Origin of the sequence: Acidaminococcus nyctereutis (assembly GCF_052216985.1) — a bacterium.
GTDB classification, from domain to species: Bacteria; Bacillota; Negativicutes; order Acidaminococcales; family Acidaminococcaceae; genus Acidaminococcus; species Acidaminococcus fermentans_A.
Window position 1 is genome coordinate 56550 of sequence record NZ_JBQOUY010000008.1, and the last position, 18344, is coordinate 74893.

Below are 18344 nucleotides of genomic sequence, written 5' to 3' on the forward strand. Positions count from 1 at the left end.
CGCTGGGGATGATTTTTTCACAGCGCCTTTTTTTGTCACAGGTCGCGGGCCATGAGTCGCGGGCCGTTGGAAAGGACCCGTCCTGCGGCCAGGTCCTTTTAAAGGTCCAGAATCAGAACCGTGCTAGATAGAACAACGGTTATTTCATGGATGGCAGACCTGGGTTTACTCATTCAAAAATTTGCCTGCAAATTTCTCATTCGGCTCGAGACCCGAGACCCGAGACTCGAGACCGGGGTGTTGCACGTTACGACACCTCCTACTCCATCATCCCCACAATCCACTCCTGCAATGCTCTGGCCGTTTCCGGGTCGAAAGGCTCCCCGGTCCGGTTGTTGTTGGAGATCACCCGGACGGCTCCGAAGGGGATCCCGAACCGGCCGGCCGTCTCCCCGGCAGCGGCGGTTTCCATTTCTTCGCACAGGGCACCGGTGGCCTGTTCCAGCTGCCGGATGGTGTCCGGACAGGCGTTCCACCGGTCTCCGGAAGCAATGCCCCCTACCAGGGCCCGGCCCCGGTGCCAGCGGATCCCTTCCCGGTCCAGCCACTCCAGGGCATCCTGATCGCACCAGTGCCAAAAAGGCTTTTCCCCGGTGAATCCGCTTTCTTTGCTTTCCCCTTCCAAAGCCTCCAGGTCCAGGGCATACTCCTGGCCATACCGGCTCTGGAACAAGGCATTGCTGTTGTACCACCGTTCTCCGATCACCAGATCGAAGGGCCATACCCCTTCCGGATAACCCCCTGCCGTCCCCTGGTTCAGCACCAGGGCAGGCTGGAACATGGTACATCCCACGGCAGTGGCCGCTGCCGCCGCTGCCGTGCCGATGCCCGTCCGGCTCAGGATCACCGGCTGGTCCCCCAGTTTGCCTTCCCAGAAGGGAAAGGCACTATACTGGAAGCTGCGGCAGTCAGTCAGAGCCTCCCGGAGCACCGCCACTTCCAATTCCATGGCTCCTTGCAGTAAAACCGGCTTTTCCCCCAGGAGAAAAGCCGGTTCCTTTTTCTGTCCTGCCATATCCTTACTCCAGGGTCAGGGCAAACAGCGTATTCACCCGTACCGTCACTGTCAAGGCTTTGGGAGCCAGTTGGGTAGGAGTGGCTGCATCATTGGCCACCTCCAATTTTTCCATCCGAGCCATCAGGAGGGGCTGGGCTTCCACCACGGACGTGGTGGGGATGCTGGCCTGGCGCAGTACGCCCAGTCCCCGTCCGCCGGCATTGGCCACTGCCTGGGCCGTATATTTGGCATTTTCCACAGCCTGCCCCAGCAGCTGCCGTTTGATCAGGTTTTCATCCTGGAGCCCGAACCGCACATTGTCCATCCGGTTGGCACTTTCCAGACCCTTGTCGATCACCGTCCCCAGAGCATCCAGGTTCCTGACCTTCACGCTCCAGTCTGCGGTCACCTGATAGCCCACAAGTTTCTGTCCCCCGTTCTTCTGATAGGTATATCGAGGAGACACATTGTATCCTGTAGTGGCGATATCGTCCCGGGCAATGCCCTGGGCCACCATGGTACGCACGAATTTTTGGCTGGCCTGAGCCCCAGCTTCCCGGACTTCTTCCAGGGTCGCTCCCTGTTTCTCATAGGCAAAGTTCACCGTGGCCATGTCCGGCTCCACCGTACGGCTGGCTGTCCCGGTGATCTGGATGGTGTCCAAGGGCTGGTCCGCCCAGGCCGGTGTGGCATGGAGGCTAAAAGCCAGTACAGCTGCTGCAAACAATGCTCCGAATTTTTTCATAGAATCACCCCATAAGAAATTTGTGAATACAGGTATTATAGCATACTTTGGACAGAACGGATGATGCAACAGTCATTTTTCCAGGCAGGTTACCTGTCCCTCCTGGGCCTTCTGCCAAGCAGGACAGTCCCCGCTGATAGCCCCATGGCATTCTCTCATGCTGCTGCGCTGGGTTTCCACGATATCCTGGGTCACATCCCCCAGGGTGATTCCCTTCAGATGGTCCATACACAGCCGGTCCAGATCCCGGTACAGGGCATCGAACACGGCGGACATGCCACTGCTGATGAAGCAGTTGTTCTCTTCGTTCCCGCTGCGCCACTTGGTATCCACGAAGACGGTTCCCATTCCTTGGGCGATCTCGTACAAGGTGACTTTTTCCAGCCCTTCACAAGGACAGTATCCTCCCACATGGCCTTCCCGGGTGGTGATGATGCCCATTTTCTTCAATTTTCCCATGATTTTCCGGACCCTTGCCGGATTGGTGCAGATGTTTTCCGCCAATTCTTCGCTGGAAGCCAGACACCCCCGATGGGACAAATAGACTAACGCATGGACAGCCACAATAAAATCACTTTTCATACTTGCTCGCAAAGCAGGCCGGTCTCTGCCAGCCTGCTTTTCCCCTTCCTTTTATTTTTCGTTGAGATATTCCTCGGCAAAATGGACGGCTACCGCTCCGTCGGCAGCAGCGGTGACGATCTGACGCACGGCCTTGGTCCGCACATCCCCTACGGCGAACACACCGGGTACGGAGGTTTTGGTGTCTTCCCCTGCCAGGATATAGCCGGCCTTGTCGGTGGCCACCTGTCCGGCCGCCAGGCTGCTTTCCGGCAGCTGTCCGATGGCTACGAACAGGCCATCCGCCGGCAGCACCCGTTTCTCTCCGGTCTTCACATCCGTCAGCTCCACCCCGGTCAGTTTCTTGTCTGCCTGGAGCCCGGAAACTACACTATTCCAGATGATCTCCACCCCGGCGTCCTTCAGCCTCTGGAGATAAATGGGCGTAGCCCGCAGGGTATCCCGCCGGTGGACCAGATAGACCTTGCTGGCCAGTTTGGCCAGGTACAGGGCATCGCCCACAGCCGTATTGCCCCCGCCGTTGACCACCACCACTTTGTCTTTGTAGAAGTTGCCGTCACAGGTGGCGCAATAGGCCACGCCCCGGTTCACCAGAGCCTCCTCCTGGGGGATCCCCAGTTTCCGAGGATGGGCCCCCGTAGCCAAGATCACCGTCCGGCCCAGGAAGGTCCCTTCTGAAGTTTCCACCACTTTGGGGTCCGCTAAGAGATCCAGTTTGGTGACTTCCGCAAAGACCGTTTCCGCTCCGGCCTTCTCTGCACCTTCCTGCATCCGTTCTCCCAGTTCGAACCCATCTATCACACCAGGGAAGCCAGGATAGTTTTCCACATCGCTGGTGGTAGCCATCTGTCCTCCCGGGGACAGCTTTTCCAGCACTGCGGTAGAGAAACCGCTCCGGGCCCCGTAGAGGGCGGCGGTATAGCCAGCGGGGCCGCCGCCCACGATCAGGATGTCATAGACTTTGCTCATAATACGCCTTTCTCCTGGAGCCAGGTCTTCACCGCTGCTTTGGAAGGCGGGTTCACCAGCAGTTCGCTGCACTGGCCGTCTTTCACCAGCATCAGGCTGGGGATGGTCTCGATCTTGTACTGTTCTGCCAGTTCCCGTTCTTCATCGATGTTCACGCCGCCGAAAGACACCTTGTCGGCGATTTCCATAGCCAGCTGGCCCAGGGCCGGTTTCAGCCGTTTGCAGTACCCGCACCAAGGAGCGGAAAAGCCTACCACCATGGGTTTGCTGCTCTGGAGCACCTCTTTATCGAAATTGTCTTTGGTGATATGTAAGAATTCCATGAATACGACCTCCTTTAATCTATTGAAAACAGTGGATCTTTAATTACTGTAATTTTAGCAAATACAGTTAAAAAAGTCAAGAGGGGCTGTTGCCTATGCAAACAGCCCCTCCTGACTTCCTTTACTTGTTCTCATGGGTCCCCAGCTGGATGGTCACGCAGGCAGCGATGAGGAGAGCGTAGATATAGTAGCAGTATTTCATCACTTCCAGAGGCGAGGTGCCTGCCAGCTGGGTGACGATCAGCATCCCTCCGTCATGGGGCATGACGCACAGGAAGCTGCAGGCGAAGATATCCACCAGGCTGGCCAGCCGTTTGGGAGCGATCTCGTATTTCTTCCCGATGACCTTAGCGATGGGACAGGTGACGATGATGGCGATGGTGTTGTTCACCATGGCGGCCGAAAGGATCCCGGAAAGGAGACCGATGCCGTATTCAGCTCCCTTCCGGCCATGGATCCAGCCGGTGATCTTGGCCACCAGCCATTCCACACCCCCGTAATACCGGACCAAGCCGATGATCCCAGAGACCAGGATGGCCACCATGCTGATGGAGAACATGTCCGCCATCCCATCTCCCAGCCCTTTGGACCAGGTGAATATATCCACCGTTCCCTGGGAAAGGCCGATGACTCCGGTCAAAAGGATGCCGCCGAACAGCACCAGGGCCACATTGATCCCCAGAAGGGCCAAGACCAGGACCACCACATAGGGCAGAACCTGCAAGATATTGTAATCCCCCACCTGGATGCCTCCTTGGACCTGGCCGCTGACCAGATAGAACAGCACCAGGCTCACCAGGGCTGCCGGCAGGGCAATGGCGAAGTTCATCCGGAACTTGTCCCGCATTTTCGATCCGCACCCTTCTGCCGCCGCAATGGTGGTATCAGAGATCATGGACAGGTTATCTCCGAAATAAGACCCGCAGATCACCGCGGCGCACACCGCTGCTGCGTTGAGGCCGGCCCCCTGGGCCACACCGATGGCCACTGGAGCCATGGCGGCGATGGTCCCCATGCTGGTGCCGATGGCCGTGGAGATGAAGCAGCAGATCAGGAACACCCCAGGGATCAGGAAAGAAGGCGGGATAAACTGAAGACAGAAATTTACCACGGAACTCTTGCCTCCGATGGCAGCAGCGGCTCCCTGGAAGCCTCCGGCCAGGAGGTAGATCAGCACGATCATCATGACCCCGGGATCCCCCATGCCGGTACAGTAAACCTTTAATTTTTCATCAATGGGACCTTTCCTCCAGAGATAAAACGCCACCAGGGTCCCGGCCAGGAGTGCCACGTGCCGGGGCAGGAAGCTGAAAGGTTTGGGGAACCCCAGGAGAGTGAAACAGAGACCGCAGCCAATATACAGTCCCAGGAAAACCAGAAGGGGCAGGAAGGCCAGCCCTCCCAGATTGCGGCTTTCATCGTTTTTCATGCTATCTTCCTTTCTAAAAAAGGGGCTGTTGCCTACGCAACAGCCCTTTTTGTGTCTGATTTATTTCGCTCCGACAGCCTTCAGTACATCGTTGGTGATATCCACGCCACCATCAACTACGGCACCGGCGCTAAGCACCGTATTGATGCCCTTTTCCTTGGCTACTTTGTGGACGGTATCCAGGATCTTCTTCCGGATGGGATCGAACAGGTCCTGTTCTCTCTTGGCGATCCGTTCCGTCAGGGTATTGTCCAGGGCCCGTTTGCCGTTATCATCCAGGCTGGGGGCCTTTTCTTGGAATTCCTTCTGGGCTTTCTGCTGTTCCAGGCTCATGGCAGCCCGGGCAGAAGCAAAATCAGGATGGTGGGAGAATACCGTATTTAAATCTACATAACCGATGGTGTCAGCCGCATAGGCCGTAGCCGGTACCAGAGCGCCGGAGTATCCCACACACACCAGCAATGCCATAACCAGTGCCATAACTTGCTTTTTCACGTAAAATCATCCTTTCTGTGTGCAAACTTGCAGAGTTGCAAAAAGAGAATCTAACAGGAGTCATTATATCATGAGTGGTTTTCGGGCGCAAGAGAAAAAGGGGGTGTGAAAGAATCCACACCCCCGGTCGCGACCCGCGACCCGCAGCTTCGCTGCCCCTGACCATTTTTACGCCAGCTCGTACCCTGCGTCTTCGATGACCTTCTTGAATTCGTCCTGGGGAATATCCCGGTCCGCCGTCACTTTGGCGGTACCTTTTTCCAGGTTTACGTCCACAGCAGAAACGCCGGCCATGGCGGCCAGGGCATCATGGACATGTTTCTGGCAGTTGACACACATCATTCCGTTGACTTTCAGTTCTTTTTCCATTGTTTTTTCCTCCTTCAGTTTACACAGGCAATCGGCCATTTTTTCATTTCATCAGTTTCTGCAGGGTTTCGCACAGCTCGTCCACTACAGAATCATCTCCGGCCCGGATATCGTTCACCACACAGGATTTGATGTGGTTGGCCAGGAGCTTTTTATTGAAGGCATTGAGACCGTTGGTGATGGCGCTGACCTGGGTCAGGATATCCACACAGTACCGGTCCTCTTCCAGCATTTTTTTCACTCCCCGCACCTGGCCTTCGATCCGGTTCAGCCGGGTGATCAGATCCTGATAATCCTTACATTCTTTATCCCGCACTGTCTTCAGATGTTCCATGGTACTATACCTCCGTTACGTATATTGTAATCGGAAGGAAAGGGATTGTCAAGATGACAATCCCTTTTACGGGGTCTCGGGTCTCGAGTCCCGAGACCGGCGTGTTGCCCGTCACAGGCAACACACCTTCCTCACTCCACCGCTTCGCAGCATTTTGCGCAGAGAGTGGGATGCTTGGGATCCTGGCCTACGGTCTTGCTGTAGCACCAGCACCGTTCGCATTTCTCCCCTTCAGCGGCTTCCACCACCACTTTCAGGTCGTCCCGGCCGGTGGCTTCCCCGGCTTCGGTGAGTCCTTCGTGGACTTCCGCCTGGGACACGATCAAAAGGGTGGGCAGATCTTTTTCTACAGCCTTCAGTTCCGCCAGGGCATCCCCGGTGGCATACAGTTCCACCTTGGCATCCAGGGAATGGCCGATGGTCTTGGCCCGCCGGGCCCCTTCCAGCACCTTGGTGATCTCGCCCCGGATGGCGATGAAGGCATCCCATTTGGCTTTCAGGTCTTCCTTCACATATTCCGGATGGGCCTGGGGCCAAGGCAGCATCTGGACGCTTTCCGGCGCATCCGCCGGTTTGTTCATATACTGGTAGACTTCTTCCATGGTGAAGCTCAGCACAGGCATCAGCATCACCACCAGTTCCCGGAGGATCTGGGTCATGGCCGTCTGGGCGGACCGGCGGGCTTTGCTGTCCTTCCGGCTGGTGTACAGACGGTCTTTGATGATATCCAGGTAGAAGGAGCTCATGTCCACAGTGCAGAAATCGTGGATGGCATGGAACAGCACATGGAAATCGTAGGTCTCATAAGCTTCGGTGACCGCCTTCTTCAGGGATTCGAAGCGCATCAGGGCCCATTGATCCAGTTCTTCCATTTCCTCGAAGGGAACCTTTTCCGTTTCATAATCGAAGTCGTGGGTATTCCCCAGGATGTACCGGATGGTATTCCGGACTTTCCGGTAAGCTTCCGCCAGCTGCTTCAGGATCACCGGAGAGATCCGCACATCCTGCTTGTAGTCGGAAGAGGCCGCCCACAGACGGACAATATCTGCCCCGTACTGGTCGATGACTTCCTGAGGCACCACCACGTTCCCCAGGGATTTGGACATCTTCCGGCCTTCCCCATCCAGCACATAGCCGTGGGTCAGCACGCTCCGATAGGGAGCCTTGCCGGTGACGGCCACGGAAGTCAGGAGGGAGCTCTGGAACCAGCCTCTGTGCTGATCGCTGCCTTCCAGGTACATGTCAGCGGGCCAACTCAGTTCCGGACGGCGCTTGCAGACCCCCATATGGGAGGAACCGCTGTCGAACCACACATCCATGATGTCCTTTTCCTTCCGGAAATGGGTGCCGCCGCATTTGGGGCATTTCGTCCCTTCCGGCAGCAGTTCTTCCGCCGTATGGTTCCACCAGGCATCGCTGCCTTCTTTGTCGAAGATATCGGCGATCTTTTCCACCGTGGCTTCATTGATCAAGGGTTCTCCGCAGTCTTCGCAGTAGAAGATGGGGATGGGCACGCCCCAGACTCTCTGCCGGGAAATGCACCAGTCATGGCGGTCAGCCACCATATTATGGATCCGGGATTCGCCCCAGCTGGGGATCCACTGGACATCTTCGGAAATGGCCTTCAACGCTTCGTCCCGGAACCCGTCCACGGAAGCGAACCACTGCTCAGAAGCCCGGAAGATGATAGGGTTCTTGCAGCGCCAGCAGTGGGCGTACTGGTGATGGATGGTCTTTTTGCCCAGGATGGCATTCTGTTCCGCCAGGTGTTTGATCACCAGGCCGTTGCTGTCAAAGACGAACTTGCCCTGGAATAGTTCCCCGGCTTCTTCCGTGAAGCAGCCCTTCTGGTCCACCGGGCACAGGATGGGCAGCTTGTATTTCAGACCGGTGAGATAGTCCACGTCCCCATGGCCGGGAGCCGTATGGACGCAGCCGGAACCGGCTTCCTTGTCCACGTAGTCCGCCAGCACCACCAGGGATTTCCGGTGGTTGTATTCCGGGAAGGGATGTTCGCATTCTGCATATTCAAAGGCACGGCCCTTGGTGGTCCCCAGCACCGGTCCGAATTCCACGCCGCATTCCTGGGCCACTTTGTCCACCATGTCAGCGGCCATGATCAGCACTTCCCCGTTGTATTCCACCCAGGCATAGTCGAAGTCCGGGTTCAGGGCCACCGCTACGTTGGCAGGGATGGTCCAGGGGGTGGTGGTCCAGATCACCATATAGGCTTTTTTGCCTTTGGCGGCTTCCGGGGTCAGCCCGTTGTCCTTCACCAGAGGCATCTTCACGAAAATAGTCGGGGTCTTCTGGTCGGCGTATTCGATTTCCGCTTCCGCCAGGGCCGTTTCGCAGTGGGGGCACCAGTAGACGGTCTTCTTGCCTTTGTAGATGTAGCCTTTGTTGGCCATGGTGCCGAACACCCGGATCTGTTCCGCTTCGAAATGGGGATCCAGGGTCACATAGGGATGGTCCCAGTCACCCAGTACGCCCAGCCGTTTGAAGTCTTTCCGCTGGGTATCGATCCACTGGAGAGCATATTCCCGGCACATTTTCCGCAGTTCCACCGGGGATAGCTTGTGGCGGTCTACCCCAGTGGCCTTCAGGCAGGCATGTTCGATGGGCATGCCATGGGTATCCCAGCCGGGGACATAAGGGGTATCATATCCCAGGGCGTATTTGTATTTGATGATGATGTCCTTCAGGACCTTGTTCAGGGCATGGCCCATGTGGATCTTGCCGTTGGCGTAGGGAGGCCCGTCGTGGAGGACGAACTTCTTATGGCCGGCATGGAGTTTCTGTTTTTCTCCATAGATATCGTTTTTATACCAGAAATCCAGGAAATCCGGTTCCCGTTTGGGCAACCCTGCCCGCATGGGGAATTCCGTTTCCGGAAGATTCAAGGTCGCTGCATATTTGTCATCTTTTTTGCTCACTGCTTCACACCTCCAAAAAATAAGTCCCGTCCCCCGAAAGGGACGGGACAAAGGACCCGTGGTACCACCCTCATGACAGCTGCGCTGCCACTTTGTATGAGATAACGATCATAACCCGGGACCATCTACTGCTGCTTCGATGACCGGCTCCAGAGTGATCTTCTTCCGCAAGGCCTCCTGCCCGGGCTCCCACCTTCCCCGGATCGCTGCACCAGCCCAGCGGCGTACTGTCTCTGTCATCGCCTGTTGGTATCAAATTCTTGTTTATTATACACTTCTTCTACAGAGAGGTCAACTGGAAAAGGGAGTATTGCACGTTCTGTGCAATACCCCCTAGTCTCATGAGTCGCATAGCGACTCGGTCTCGAGTCTCGAGCCGGTTGAGAAATTTGCAAGCAAATTTTTGAACGTGTAAAACCTGGTCCGTTCTCGATAAGATATCCGTTCCTATATCCAGCACGGCTCTGATTCTGTACTTTCAAAAGAACCTGGCTGAAAGACAGGTTCTATCCAGCGGCCCGAGACTCACGACTCGAGACCCGAGACCTGAAAAGGGGCTGTGCTTACGCAACAGCTCCGTCATACGTCTGACGTATGACGACAATCAGTGCCGTGCCGCCTGGAACATCACGATTCCCCCGGCCACGGCCACGTTCAGGCTTTCAGCCTGGCCGGCCATGGGGATCTTCACCTTCTGGTCCGCTGCCTGGAGGATCTCCGGGGACACCCCTTCTGCCTCGCTGCCCAGTACCAGGGCCGTCTTTTCCGGCCACCGGAGCTTGGTCACGTCTTCTGCCCCTTCCAGGGCCGTGGCCCACAGGGCGTATCCATGCTGCCGGCACCAGTCTTCCAGTTCTCCGGCCTTGACGCCCGTGAACACCGGCAAATGGAACAGGGATCCCATGGTGGACCGGACCACTTTGGGATTGTACAGGTCGGCCGTATCTTCCAGCAGCACCACCCCGGCAGCTCCCAGAGCATCCGCGGTACGGATCAGGGTCCCCAGGTTCCCCGGGTCCCGGATCTGGTCCAGCACCAGCAGCAGCCCCCGCCCCGGGGCATAAGCGGCCAGTTCTTCCCGGCGGATTTCCACCAAGGCCGCCACACTTTGGGGATCTTCCGTGGCCGTGATCTTCTGGAGCACCGGCAGGGGCACTTCATACCAGGGGAAGGAACTGGTTTCCGCCTCCTGCTCCCAGCCTTCCGGCAGCCGGGTGAAAAAGAGGTTCCGGATCGTCCAGCCGGACGCCAGGGCTTCCTCCACCGCCCGTTTCCCTTCCAGCAGGAACAAGCCTTCCTTCTGCCGGTATTTTTTCATCTTCAGGGAAGCCGCCCGCTTCACCAGGTCATTTTTCAAGGAAGTAAGGGTTGTGATCATATGCCGTCCTCCAGGGCTTCCACGCTTTTCCGGCTGCCGATGACCACCAGCAGATCCCCTTCCTGGAGGGGCTTGGTGGGTTCCAGGGTCATTTCTGTGGAGCCGTCCTTATGCTTCACCGCCACCACGTTCACCTGGTATTTCCGCCGCACATTCAGTTCCGCCAGGCTTTTCCCGGCCATGCTTTTATTCAGGTTCACTTCCATGAGGCAGATGTTGTCGGACAGTTCTACGAAATCCAGGATATTGGTGTAGGCCAGATTGTGGCCCACCCGGCGACCCATATCCCGTTCCGGATAGATGATCTTGGTGGCCCCCAGCTTCTGCAGCATCTTCCCGTGGATGGGATTGGAAGCCTTGGCCACAATGGTCTTCAGCCCGGCTTCCTTCAGCAGCATGGTGGCTAGCAGACTGGGTTCCAGATTGCCGATGGCCACGATCCCCACGTCGAAATTCCGGATGCCCAGGCTGTTCACGGTCTTTTCGTCGATCACGTCGCAGACCACCGCATGGGTCAGCTTGTCCGCCATGTTTTCCACCACATCTTCATTGTTGTCGATGCCCAGGACCTCGTGGCCCAGTGCAGTGAGGGTTTCCGCCACACTGCTGCCGAACCGGCCCAGGCCCCAGACGATAAATTGCCGTTTGTCTTTCATGATATACTGACAGCTCCTAACCGATGATGATATTTTCCTTGGGATAATGGATATGGCCTGTGGATTTCCGGGCTGTCAGGGCCAGGGCAAAGGTCATGAACCCCACCCGGCCCGCATACATGGACAGGATCAGGATGATCTTGCTGCCCGTGCAGATATGCTGGCTCAGCCCGGTGGACAGTCCCACCGTGGCATAGGCCGAGACCACTTCAAAAGCAGCCGCCAGGAAATTGGTGTCTTCCAGACAGGTAAGGATCAGGGTAGCAAACACCACCCACAACAGGGACATGCTGGCAATGGCGAAAGCCTGGAACATAGTTTCGTCCGTAATCCGCCGTCCGAAGATCTCACATTCGCTTTTGCCCCGAATGACCTGCCAGATATTCAGCAGCAGCAGGGAAAAGGTGGTAGTCTTGATCCCGCCCCCAGTGGATGCGGGAGAGGCACCGATGAACATGAGCAGGATGACGAAAATCATGGTGGGCACCCGCAGGCTGTTGATATCGATGGTATTGAACCCGGCAGTACGGGGGCTCACCGCCTGCATGAAGCTGGCCCAAAAGGCATCTCCGGCGCTGAGGCTGCCTAAGGTACCCGGATTCTCTCTTTCCAGCAGGGCGATGACCGCTGTCCCCCCCACAACCAGTGCCGCCGTACTCACCAGCACGATCTTGCTGTGGAGCTTCAGATGCCGAAAATCCCGATGGGCCATCACATCCCGGATCACCGCAAACCCCAGCCCTCCCAGGATGATCAGGAGGCAGATGCTCAGATTCACCACCGGATCTCCTACAAAGGCCGTCAGGCTCTGGTAATGGCCGAACAGGTCGAACCCGGCGTTGCAGAAGGCGGAGACCCCGTGCCAGTAGCCGTAATAAATGCCCCGGAGCCCGTACTGGGGATAGAACCGGATGGCCAGGATGGTGCCGAACAGCCCCTCGATCACCGCGGTGTACTTGGCAATCCGCAGGCTCATCCGCACCACCCCATCCAGTTCATTCTGGTTGAGGGAAGCCTGGATGTTCAGCCGGGACTGGAGGTCGATCCGTTTCCGCATGATGACGGAGAAAAGGGTCGCAAACAGCACCAGGCCCAGGCCTCCCAGCTGGATGAGCGCGATGATCACCAGCTGGCCGAACAGAGAAAAATACGTCCCGGTATCCACCACCACAAGGCCCGTGACACAGGAGGCGGAGGTGGCGGTGAACAGAGCGTCCACAAAAGACAGGGACGAACCGTCCACACTGGCAAAAGGCAGCATCAGCAGCAAAGTTCCGGCCAGGATCAGCCCCACGAAAGTCAGGGCGATCAGCTGGGAAGGGGAAAAGCGTTTGATCTGGTTCAAGATGGTCTCCCTTATTTCCGAATCATTTCAGGAGTGATTTCCTTCAGAGAAGCAGCACCGCACATTTCCATGGTGTCCGCCAGTTCCGCTCCCAGTTTGTCCGCCAGCAGCTTGGCGCCTTCCCGGCCGCCGCCGTACACCGCATTGACGAAAGGCCGGGCGATGAGCACTCCATCAGCGCCCATAGCCAGGGCCTTGAACACATCCACCCCGCTGCGGATGCCTCCATCCACGAGGATCTTCAGGGTACCGCCCACCGCCTGGGCGATTTCTTCCAGCACTTCCGCCGTTGCCGGACTCTGGTCCAGCACCCGTCCCCCGTGGTTGGACACCACGATAGCAGCCGCACCGGCTTCCCTTGCCTTCAACGCTCCCTTGACGCTCATGATCCCTTTGATGATGAAGGGCAGGCCCGCATCTTTGATGATGGCCTTCATCTCTTCCACAGATTTGCTCCCCGCAGGAGGTACGAAGTTCTTCAGGAAGGGCAACCCGGCCGCATCTACGTCCATGGCCACGGCAAAGGCCCCGGATTTTTTCACCAGGTCCATCTTTTCCGCGATCATCTGGGCGTTCCAGGGCTTCACCGTGGGGACCCCCACCCCGCCGCAGGCTTTGATGGCGTCCGTGGCTCCCTGCATCACCATAGGATCCATTCCGTCCCCGGTGAAGGCCGCGATGCCGGCTTCGGCACAGCCGGGCACCAGTTCTGCATTGTAAGTCACATCATTGTATTTGTCACTGTAGTGCATGGCCACAGCCCCAACTGGGCCGGCAAAGATTGGGTATTTGAAGGTGCGGCCGAACAATTCAATGGAGGTATCCACCGGCCGTTTCTCACAGAGGGTATCCATCACCACCCGGACTTCCTGCCATTTGGCATAGTTCCGGATGGCCGTATCCCCTACGCCCTTGGCGCCGGGCCCCGGAATGGTGTTCCGGCAGGCGACCCCGTTGCAGATCGGGCATCCCTTGCATTTTCCCAGACACTTCCTGGCATTTTCCATGACTTCCTTGAAATCCATACCTGTCACTCCCCTGTGTATAAAGAGGCAAAGCCTCCTAGATTCGGTTTCTATTATACCACATCTTCTTCCCCTTGCACTTCCCCCGAAAATACGCTATAATACCCATACCAATTGGATAATCCCTTCCTGCGGATGGCACAGGGGTAGGAAGGATCATGAGGACCTGGCATTGTAAAAATGTCCGGTCCTCTTTTTTGGTATGCTGCCTGGCACATTTTACAACGAGGTGATTCTATGTCAAACGCAAGCAAAGTCTTTCAAGAATTATTCGCCGGTGTCATGGGCATGGGTGACTGGACCGTCTGGGTCATGCTGGCCATCGGGGCCCTGCTGATCTGGCTGGGGGTCCGCAAAGGCTATGAACCGGTGCTGCTGTTCCCTATGGGGGTGGGCTGCATCCTGGCCAACATCCCCGGCCATTTCGCCGTGATGCCCACGGGAGGCGGAGAACCCGGCTTCCTTACCGTCCTGTATCAGATGGGGATCGCCAACGAATTGTTCCCGGTACTGATCTTCATCGGCATCGGCGCCATGTGTGACTTTACCCCCCTGCTCCGGGCTCCCTACATGATGCTGTTCGCGGCCGCTGCCCATCTGGGGATCTTCGCCACCACCCTCTGCGCCGCCCTGGCGGGATTCCCCTTCAACGAAGCGGCCTCCATCGGGATCATCGGTGCCGCCGACGGACCCACCACCATCTTCGTAGCCCAGAAATTCGCCACCGAGATGCTGGCGCCTCTGACCGTCACCGCCTTCTGCTATATGTCCCTGGTGCCCATCATCCAGCCTCCGGTGGTAAAACTGCTAACCACCAAGGAAGAACGGCTGATCCGGATGCCCTATCAGGAAGAAAAGCCCGTCTCCCAGACGGCCCTCTTCCTCTTCCCTCTCATGGTCACCCTGATTGCCGGGATCATCGCCCCCATCTCCGTGCCCCTGATCGGTGCCCTGATGTTCGGGAACCTGCTGAAGGTGTCCGGGTGCTGCGACAGCCTGTCCAACTGCGCCCAGAATGAACTGACCAACCTGGTGACCCTGCTTTTGGGGATCACCGTGGGAGCCACTATGACCGCCGAAAACATCCTGACAGTCCAGGTGCTGAAGATCCTGTGCCTTGGAGCCGTGGCCTTCATCTTCGATACGGTGGGCGGTCTCCTGTTCGCCAAACTGGCCAACCTGTTCCTGAAGAAGAAGATCAACCCCATGATCGGGGCCTGCGGCATCAGTGCCTTCCCCATCTCCGGCCGGGTCATCGCCAAAATGGCCCTGAAAGAGGATCCCACCAATTTCATCATCCAGCAGGCCATCGGCGTGAATGTAGCCGGCCAGGTAGCCAGTGTGGTTGCTGGAGGCCTGGTCATGGCCCTGATCCCCGTGCTCATGTAAAGGAGGCTGAAGAAATATGGATTCCGTTACTGCATCCATCGAACTGCTCGTCATCGCCTATCCCCTGGTGTTCGTGGTCATGGCCCTCTTCGCCGGTCTGACCTGGGGACTGACGAAATTGTTCCCAGTGAAAGAATGAAAAAGGGGGGGCTGTCGCGCATGCAACAGCCCCCCTTTTATTTTTCAGCCCAACAGAGATTTCACCATAGCATTGACCCGCTGGCCGCTTGCCTGGCCTTTGGTCCGGGCCATCACGGTCCCCATGACCTTGCCCATATCCTTCATGGATTTGGCACCGGTCTTGGCAATCGCCTCTTCCACGATGGCTTTCAATTCGTCATCGCTCAGCTGCTGGGGCAGATACTTTTTCAGCACATCGATTTCCTGCTGATTCTTCTCTACCACATCCGGCCGATTGGCGTCCTTGACTTCTTTGATGGTATCTTCTCTTTGTTTGACTTCCTTCATGATGACCGCCAATACAGCATCATCATTCAGCTCTGTCTTTTCGTCAATTTCTTTATTCCGAATGGCAGCCCATACCATACGCAAAACGGCCAGCCGAAGCTTGCCGTTTTCCCGGTCTTTCATGGCCTGTTTCATATCGGTTTGCAGAATCTCTCGTAAAGACATCTTCTACGCCCCCAAATCAAGTCAATGAAGATTATCTGGATTTGCGTTTTCTAGCAGCTTCAGACTTCTTTTTCCGTCTTACGCTGGGTTTTTCATAATGTTCGCGTTTTCTCACTTCGGACAGAACGCCAGCTTTCTGCGTAGCCCGTTTGAAACGGCGCAGAGCGCTATCCAAAGATTCGGTTTTGCCAACTCTGATCTCAGTCATCTATATCCCTCCCTCCACGATCTCTTTCGGGAAGTGTAATTTAACATTAACACCTAGTCATTATACCTTAAATCAATGGTATCTGTCAACAGAAAATCCACAATCCTCAGCAGGGCGGCCAGCCCAATTCCTTGCCGCCTAAAATATGGATATGCAGATGAGGGACCGTCTGTCCCCCTTCCACCCCCGTATTCACCACGATACGGAAGCCTTTTTCCGCAATGCCCAGTTTCTTGACGATCTCGGGCAGTACGTTCTTCACATGGACCAGGATATCAGGGGAAGCAGTGAGGATATTCTCTGTATGTTCCTTGGGAATCACCAGAACATGGACCGGTGCCCCCGGATTCAGGTCGTTGATCACGATCACCTTGTCGTCTTCGTAAACCCGTTTGCTGGGAATCTCCCCGGAAACGATTTTGCAGAATACGCAGTCTGTCATAGTCTCACCCCCTGTACCTAAAATCTCTTATATTATACCACCCTTCAGCCCGTCCTCATAGATATTTTCCAGGCGGACCTGGGAAATTTTTCCCTTCATGTTGTCCGGACTGTCCGCATACACCCGCACATAGCCAGGGGTCAGTCCTTCCCACAGGCCGTTGTTCCGATTCCGGCGTTCCCAGAGCACGGTGCTTTCCCGCCCGATCTGTTCCTGCCGGTAAGCCAGGTTCCCTTCCCTGTCCACTTCTTCCAGCCGGTGGACCCGTTCCTGTTTTTCCTGGTTGGAGATCTGGTCCGACATCACCGCTGCCGGGGTCCCCTTCCGCTGGGAATAAGGAAAGATGTGGATCTTGCTGAACCGACACTGGCGGATGAAGTCCAGGGACGCCTGGAAGTCTTCTTCCGTCTCTCCTGGGAAGCCCACGATCACGTCCGTGGTAATGGCCACATTGGGTACCAGGCTCCGGATCTTTGCCAGCAGCTGGGCGAATTTGGCCGTGTCATAGGGCCGGTGCATCCGGGCCAGGGTGCTATCGCAGCCCGCCTGAAGGGGCAGATGGAGATGGGCACACAGCCGGGGCTCCTGGGCCATCAGATCCAGCAAGGCGTCTTCCACTTCCACGCTCTCCAAGCTGCCCAGCCGCAGCCGGGGCACCTGAGGTTCTGCTGAAAGGGCCGCCTTCACCGCATCGGACAGATGGGGCCCGCCGGGGATTTCCTTGCCATAGCAGCCCAGATGGATGCCGATCAGGACGATTTCCTTGTACTGCTCCGCCGTCAGTTTGGCCACTTCCTCCCGGATGTTCTCCAGGGACCGGGAGCGGAGATGGCCCCGGGCGTAGGGAATGATGCAGTAGGCGCAGTACTGGTCGCACCCTTCCTGGATCTTCAGGAAGGCCCGGTTCCGGCTGGCATCCACCGCCGCATCCATTTCTTCGAATTCCCTTCCCACCGGCAGGTCGTGGACCGCGTTGATGGGGGCTTCGTCAGGGCTTTCCCCCAGCCGTTCCCGGACCAGGTCCACCACCTTGCTCCGGTCCTGGTTGCCGATGATCAGGTCCACCCCGTCGATGTGGACCACTTCGTCCGGCGAAGTCTGGGGATAGCAGCCGGTGACCACGATCAAAGGCTTGGGATCCCGCCGAGCCGCCCGGTGGATGATCTTCCGGCTCTTGCTCTGGCCCATGTTGGTGACTACGCAGGTATTAATGAGGCAGATGTCCGCCGGTTCCTCGAAATCCACGATCTGGAATCCGGCATCCCGGAAGAGTTTCTCCATGGAAGCGGTGTCCGATTGGTTCACCTTGCATCCCAGTGTATAAAAAGCGATTTTCTTCATGCTGTGTTTTCCTTATCCTCCCAAATTCCCTGTTTCGTACATGATGGCCGTCAGGGTGGCCAGGGCCGCCGTCTCCGTCCGCATGATCCGGGGGCCCAGGCTCACCGAATGCCAGCCCAGTTCTTGGGTCAGGGCGAATTCGTCCTTGGAGATGCCCCCTTCGGGACCGATCAAAAAGGCGATGGATCGAGCCTCCCTGTGAGCCGCCAGCACCTCCCGGATACCCCGGGTGTCTTCCACTTCATAGGCCACGATCTTCAGTTCCGCCGGGCACTGGGCCACGATGTCCCGGAATTTGGCCGGCAGGGCCACCTGGGGAATGATGTCCCGCTTGCTCTGCTTGGCCGCCGCTTCGGCGATCTTCTGCCACCGTTCCTGCTTCTTGGCCGCCTTGGCCGGATCCACCTTCACCACGGAATGGTCCATGATGACCGGACGGATCTCCGTGACTCCCAGTTCGATGGCCTTCTGGATCACCCATTCCAATTTGTCCTGTTTGGGCAAGCCTTGGATCAAGGTCACTTTGACAGATGGCTCGTGGCTTTTTTCCAAAGTTTCCACCAGGGCCAGGTCCACCCGGTTCTCTCCGAAGCCGGTGATCTCCATTACCGCCGCCACCTGGTCCAGGCTGACGATCTGGAGCTTTTCCCCAAGCTTCATCCGCAGCACATGGGTGATGTGGTGGGCATCCTGGCCGTCGATGGACATGGTTTCCCCGAAATCCCGGGGTACAAAGAACCGGTACACG

General features: G+C 57.0%; 22 protein-coding genes. 2 read left to right on the top strand and 20 right to left on the bottom strand.

All coding sequences use genetic code 11. From position 1 onward, the window contains the following. Nucleotides 1-259: 259 nt before the first annotated feature. From ACTUHY_RS05820 to ACTUHY_RS05890, 15 genes are all read right to left on the bottom strand, one after another. On the bottom strand, nt 260-1015 hold the full coding sequence (locus ACTUHY_RS05820; protein ID WP_442826963.1) for a 5'-methylthioadenosine/S-adenosylhomocysteine nucleosidase: 756 nt from the start codon (nt 1013-1015) through the stop codon (nt 260-262). 4 nt (nt 1016-1019) lie between these two features. Continuing rightward, on the bottom strand, nt 1020-1742 hold the full coding sequence (locus tag ACTUHY_RS05825; RefSeq protein ID WP_442826964.1) for an SIMPL domain-containing protein: 723 nt from the start codon (nt 1740-1742) through the stop codon (nt 1020-1022). A gap of 72 nt (nt 1743-1814) precedes the next feature. After that, nucleotides 1815-2324, bottom strand: a complete 510-nt coding sequence (locus tag ACTUHY_RS05830; protein ID WP_442826965.1) for an RrF2 family transcriptional regulator — start codon at nt 2322-2324, stop codon at nt 1815-1817. 51 nt (nt 2325-2375) lie between these two features. Continuing rightward, nucleotides 2376-3293 (bottom strand): thioredoxin-disulfide reductase, encoded by a 918-nt coding sequence (trxB, locus tag ACTUHY_RS05835; protein ID WP_278674671.1) that lies wholly within the window; start codon nt 3291-3293, stop codon nt 2376-2378. Beyond that, nucleotides 3290-3616, bottom strand: coding sequence for a thioredoxin family protein (locus ACTUHY_RS05840; protein ID WP_442826966.1), 327 nt, complete (start codon nt 3614-3616; stop codon nt 3290-3292). The genes trxB and ACTUHY_RS05840 overlap by 4 nt, the downstream gene beginning before the upstream one ends. Nucleotides 3617-3737: 121 nt before the next feature. Then, nucleotides 3738-5045: a Na+/H+ antiporter NhaC family protein gene (locus ACTUHY_RS05845; RefSeq protein WP_442826967.1), complete on the bottom strand. Its 1308-nt coding sequence runs from the start codon at nt 5043-5045 to the stop codon at nt 3738-3740. A gap of 60 nt (nt 5046-5105) precedes the next feature. Continuing rightward, nucleotides 5106-5540: an OmpH/Skp family outer membrane protein gene (locus ACTUHY_RS05850; RefSeq protein ID WP_278674667.1), complete on the bottom strand. Its 435-nt coding sequence runs from the start codon at nt 5538-5540 to the stop codon at nt 5106-5108. A gap of 168 nt (nt 5541-5708) precedes the next feature. After that, entirely contained in the window at nt 5709-5909 is a 201-nt protein-coding gene (locus tag ACTUHY_RS05855; RefSeq protein ID WP_442826968.1) for a heavy-metal-associated domain-containing protein, read from the bottom strand. A gap of 43 nt (nt 5910-5952) precedes the next feature. Continuing rightward, on the bottom strand, nt 5953-6243 hold the full coding sequence (locus tag ACTUHY_RS05860) for a metal-sensing transcriptional repressor (protein ID WP_278674663.1): 291 nt from the start codon (nt 6241-6243) through the stop codon (nt 5953-5955). A 131-nt stretch (nt 6244-6374) separates the two neighbouring features. Continuing rightward, on the bottom strand, nt 6375-9119 hold the full coding sequence (gene ileS / locus ACTUHY_RS05865) for an isoleucine--tRNA ligase (protein ID WP_442826991.1): 2745 nt from the start codon (nt 9117-9119) through the stop codon (nt 6375-6377). A 168-nt stretch (nt 9120-9287) separates the two neighbouring features. After that, on the bottom strand, nt 9288-9419 hold the full coding sequence (locus ACTUHY_RS05870; protein ID WP_442826969.1) for a hypothetical protein: 132 nt from the start codon (nt 9417-9419) through the stop codon (nt 9288-9290). Between the two features lie 364 nt (nt 9420-9783). Beyond that, the gene (locus ACTUHY_RS05875) at nt 9784-10557 is read right to left on the bottom strand and encodes a TrmH family RNA methyltransferase (RefSeq protein ID WP_442826970.1); all 774 of its coding nucleotides are present in this window, start codon (nt 10555-10557) and stop codon (nt 9784-9786) included. After that, complete coding sequence (locus ACTUHY_RS05880) at nt 10554-11213, bottom strand: potassium channel family protein (RefSeq protein ID WP_442826971.1); 660 nt, start codon at nt 11211-11213, stop codon at nt 10554-10556. Before ACTUHY_RS05880 ends, ACTUHY_RS05875 begins: the two co-directional genes overlap by 4 nt. Before the next feature lie 16 nt (nt 11214-11229). Continuing rightward, the gene (locus tag ACTUHY_RS05885) at nt 11230-12558 is read right to left on the bottom strand and encodes a TrkH family potassium uptake protein (protein WP_442826972.1); all 1329 of its coding nucleotides are present in this window, start codon (nt 12556-12558) and stop codon (nt 11230-11232) included. 11 nt (nt 12559-12569) lie between these two features. Continuing rightward, nucleotides 12570-13583 (bottom strand): alpha-hydroxy-acid oxidizing protein, encoded by a 1014-nt coding sequence (locus tag ACTUHY_RS05890; RefSeq protein ID WP_442826973.1) that lies wholly within the window; start codon nt 13581-13583, stop codon nt 12570-12572. Nucleotides 13584-13820: 237 nt separating this feature from the next. On the opposite strand from ACTUHY_RS05890, the gene ACTUHY_RS05895 reads away from it, so the two are divergent. Continuing rightward, complete coding sequence (locus ACTUHY_RS05895) at nt 13821-14972, top strand: sodium ion-translocating decarboxylase subunit beta (protein ID WP_442826974.1); 1152 nt, start codon at nt 13821-13823, stop codon at nt 14970-14972. Nucleotides 14973-14988: 16 nt separating this feature from the next. Beyond that, a complete protein-coding gene (locus ACTUHY_RS05900) occupies nt 14989-15111 on the top strand; it encodes a hypothetical protein (protein ID WP_442826975.1) in 123 nt (40 codons plus the stop codon). Between the two features lie 44 nt (nt 15112-15155). On the opposite strand, the gene ACTUHY_RS05905 is transcribed toward ACTUHY_RS05900, so the two are convergent. The 5 genes from ACTUHY_RS05905 to ACTUHY_RS05925 all read right to left on the bottom strand — a co-directional run bounded on the left by ACTUHY_RS05905 (nt 15156) and on the right by ACTUHY_RS05925 (nt 18343). Beyond that, nucleotides 15156-15605 carry a GatB/YqeY domain-containing protein gene (locus tag ACTUHY_RS05905; RefSeq protein ID WP_442826976.1) on the bottom strand — a complete coding sequence of 150 codons (450 nt, stop codon included), beginning with the start codon at nt 15603-15605 and terminating at the stop codon, nt 15156-15158. A gap of 31 nt (nt 15606-15636) precedes the next feature. Next, nucleotides 15637-15813, bottom strand: a complete 177-nt coding sequence (gene rpsU, locus ACTUHY_RS05910) for a 30S ribosomal protein S21 (RefSeq protein ID WP_012938095.1) — start codon at nt 15811-15813, stop codon at nt 15637-15639. Between the two features lie 106 nt (nt 15814-15919). After that, nucleotides 15920-16255 carry a histidine triad nucleotide-binding protein gene (locus ACTUHY_RS05915; RefSeq protein WP_278674437.1) on the bottom strand — a complete coding sequence of 112 codons (336 nt, stop codon included), beginning with the start codon at nt 16253-16255 and terminating at the stop codon, nt 15920-15922. Nucleotides 16256-16282: 27 nt separating this feature from the next. After that, nucleotides 16283-17596: a tRNA (N(6)-L-threonylcarbamoyladenosine(37)-C(2))-methylthiotransferase MtaB gene (gene mtaB / locus ACTUHY_RS05920; RefSeq protein ID WP_442826977.1), complete on the bottom strand. Its 1314-nt coding sequence runs from the start codon at nt 17594-17596 to the stop codon at nt 16283-16285. Nucleotides 17597-17608: 12 nt separating this feature from the next. Next, entirely contained in the window at nt 17609-18343 is a 735-nt protein-coding gene (locus ACTUHY_RS05925; RefSeq protein ID WP_442826978.1) for a 16S rRNA (uracil(1498)-N(3))-methyltransferase, read from the bottom strand. Nucleotide 18344: the final 1 nt, after the last annotated feature.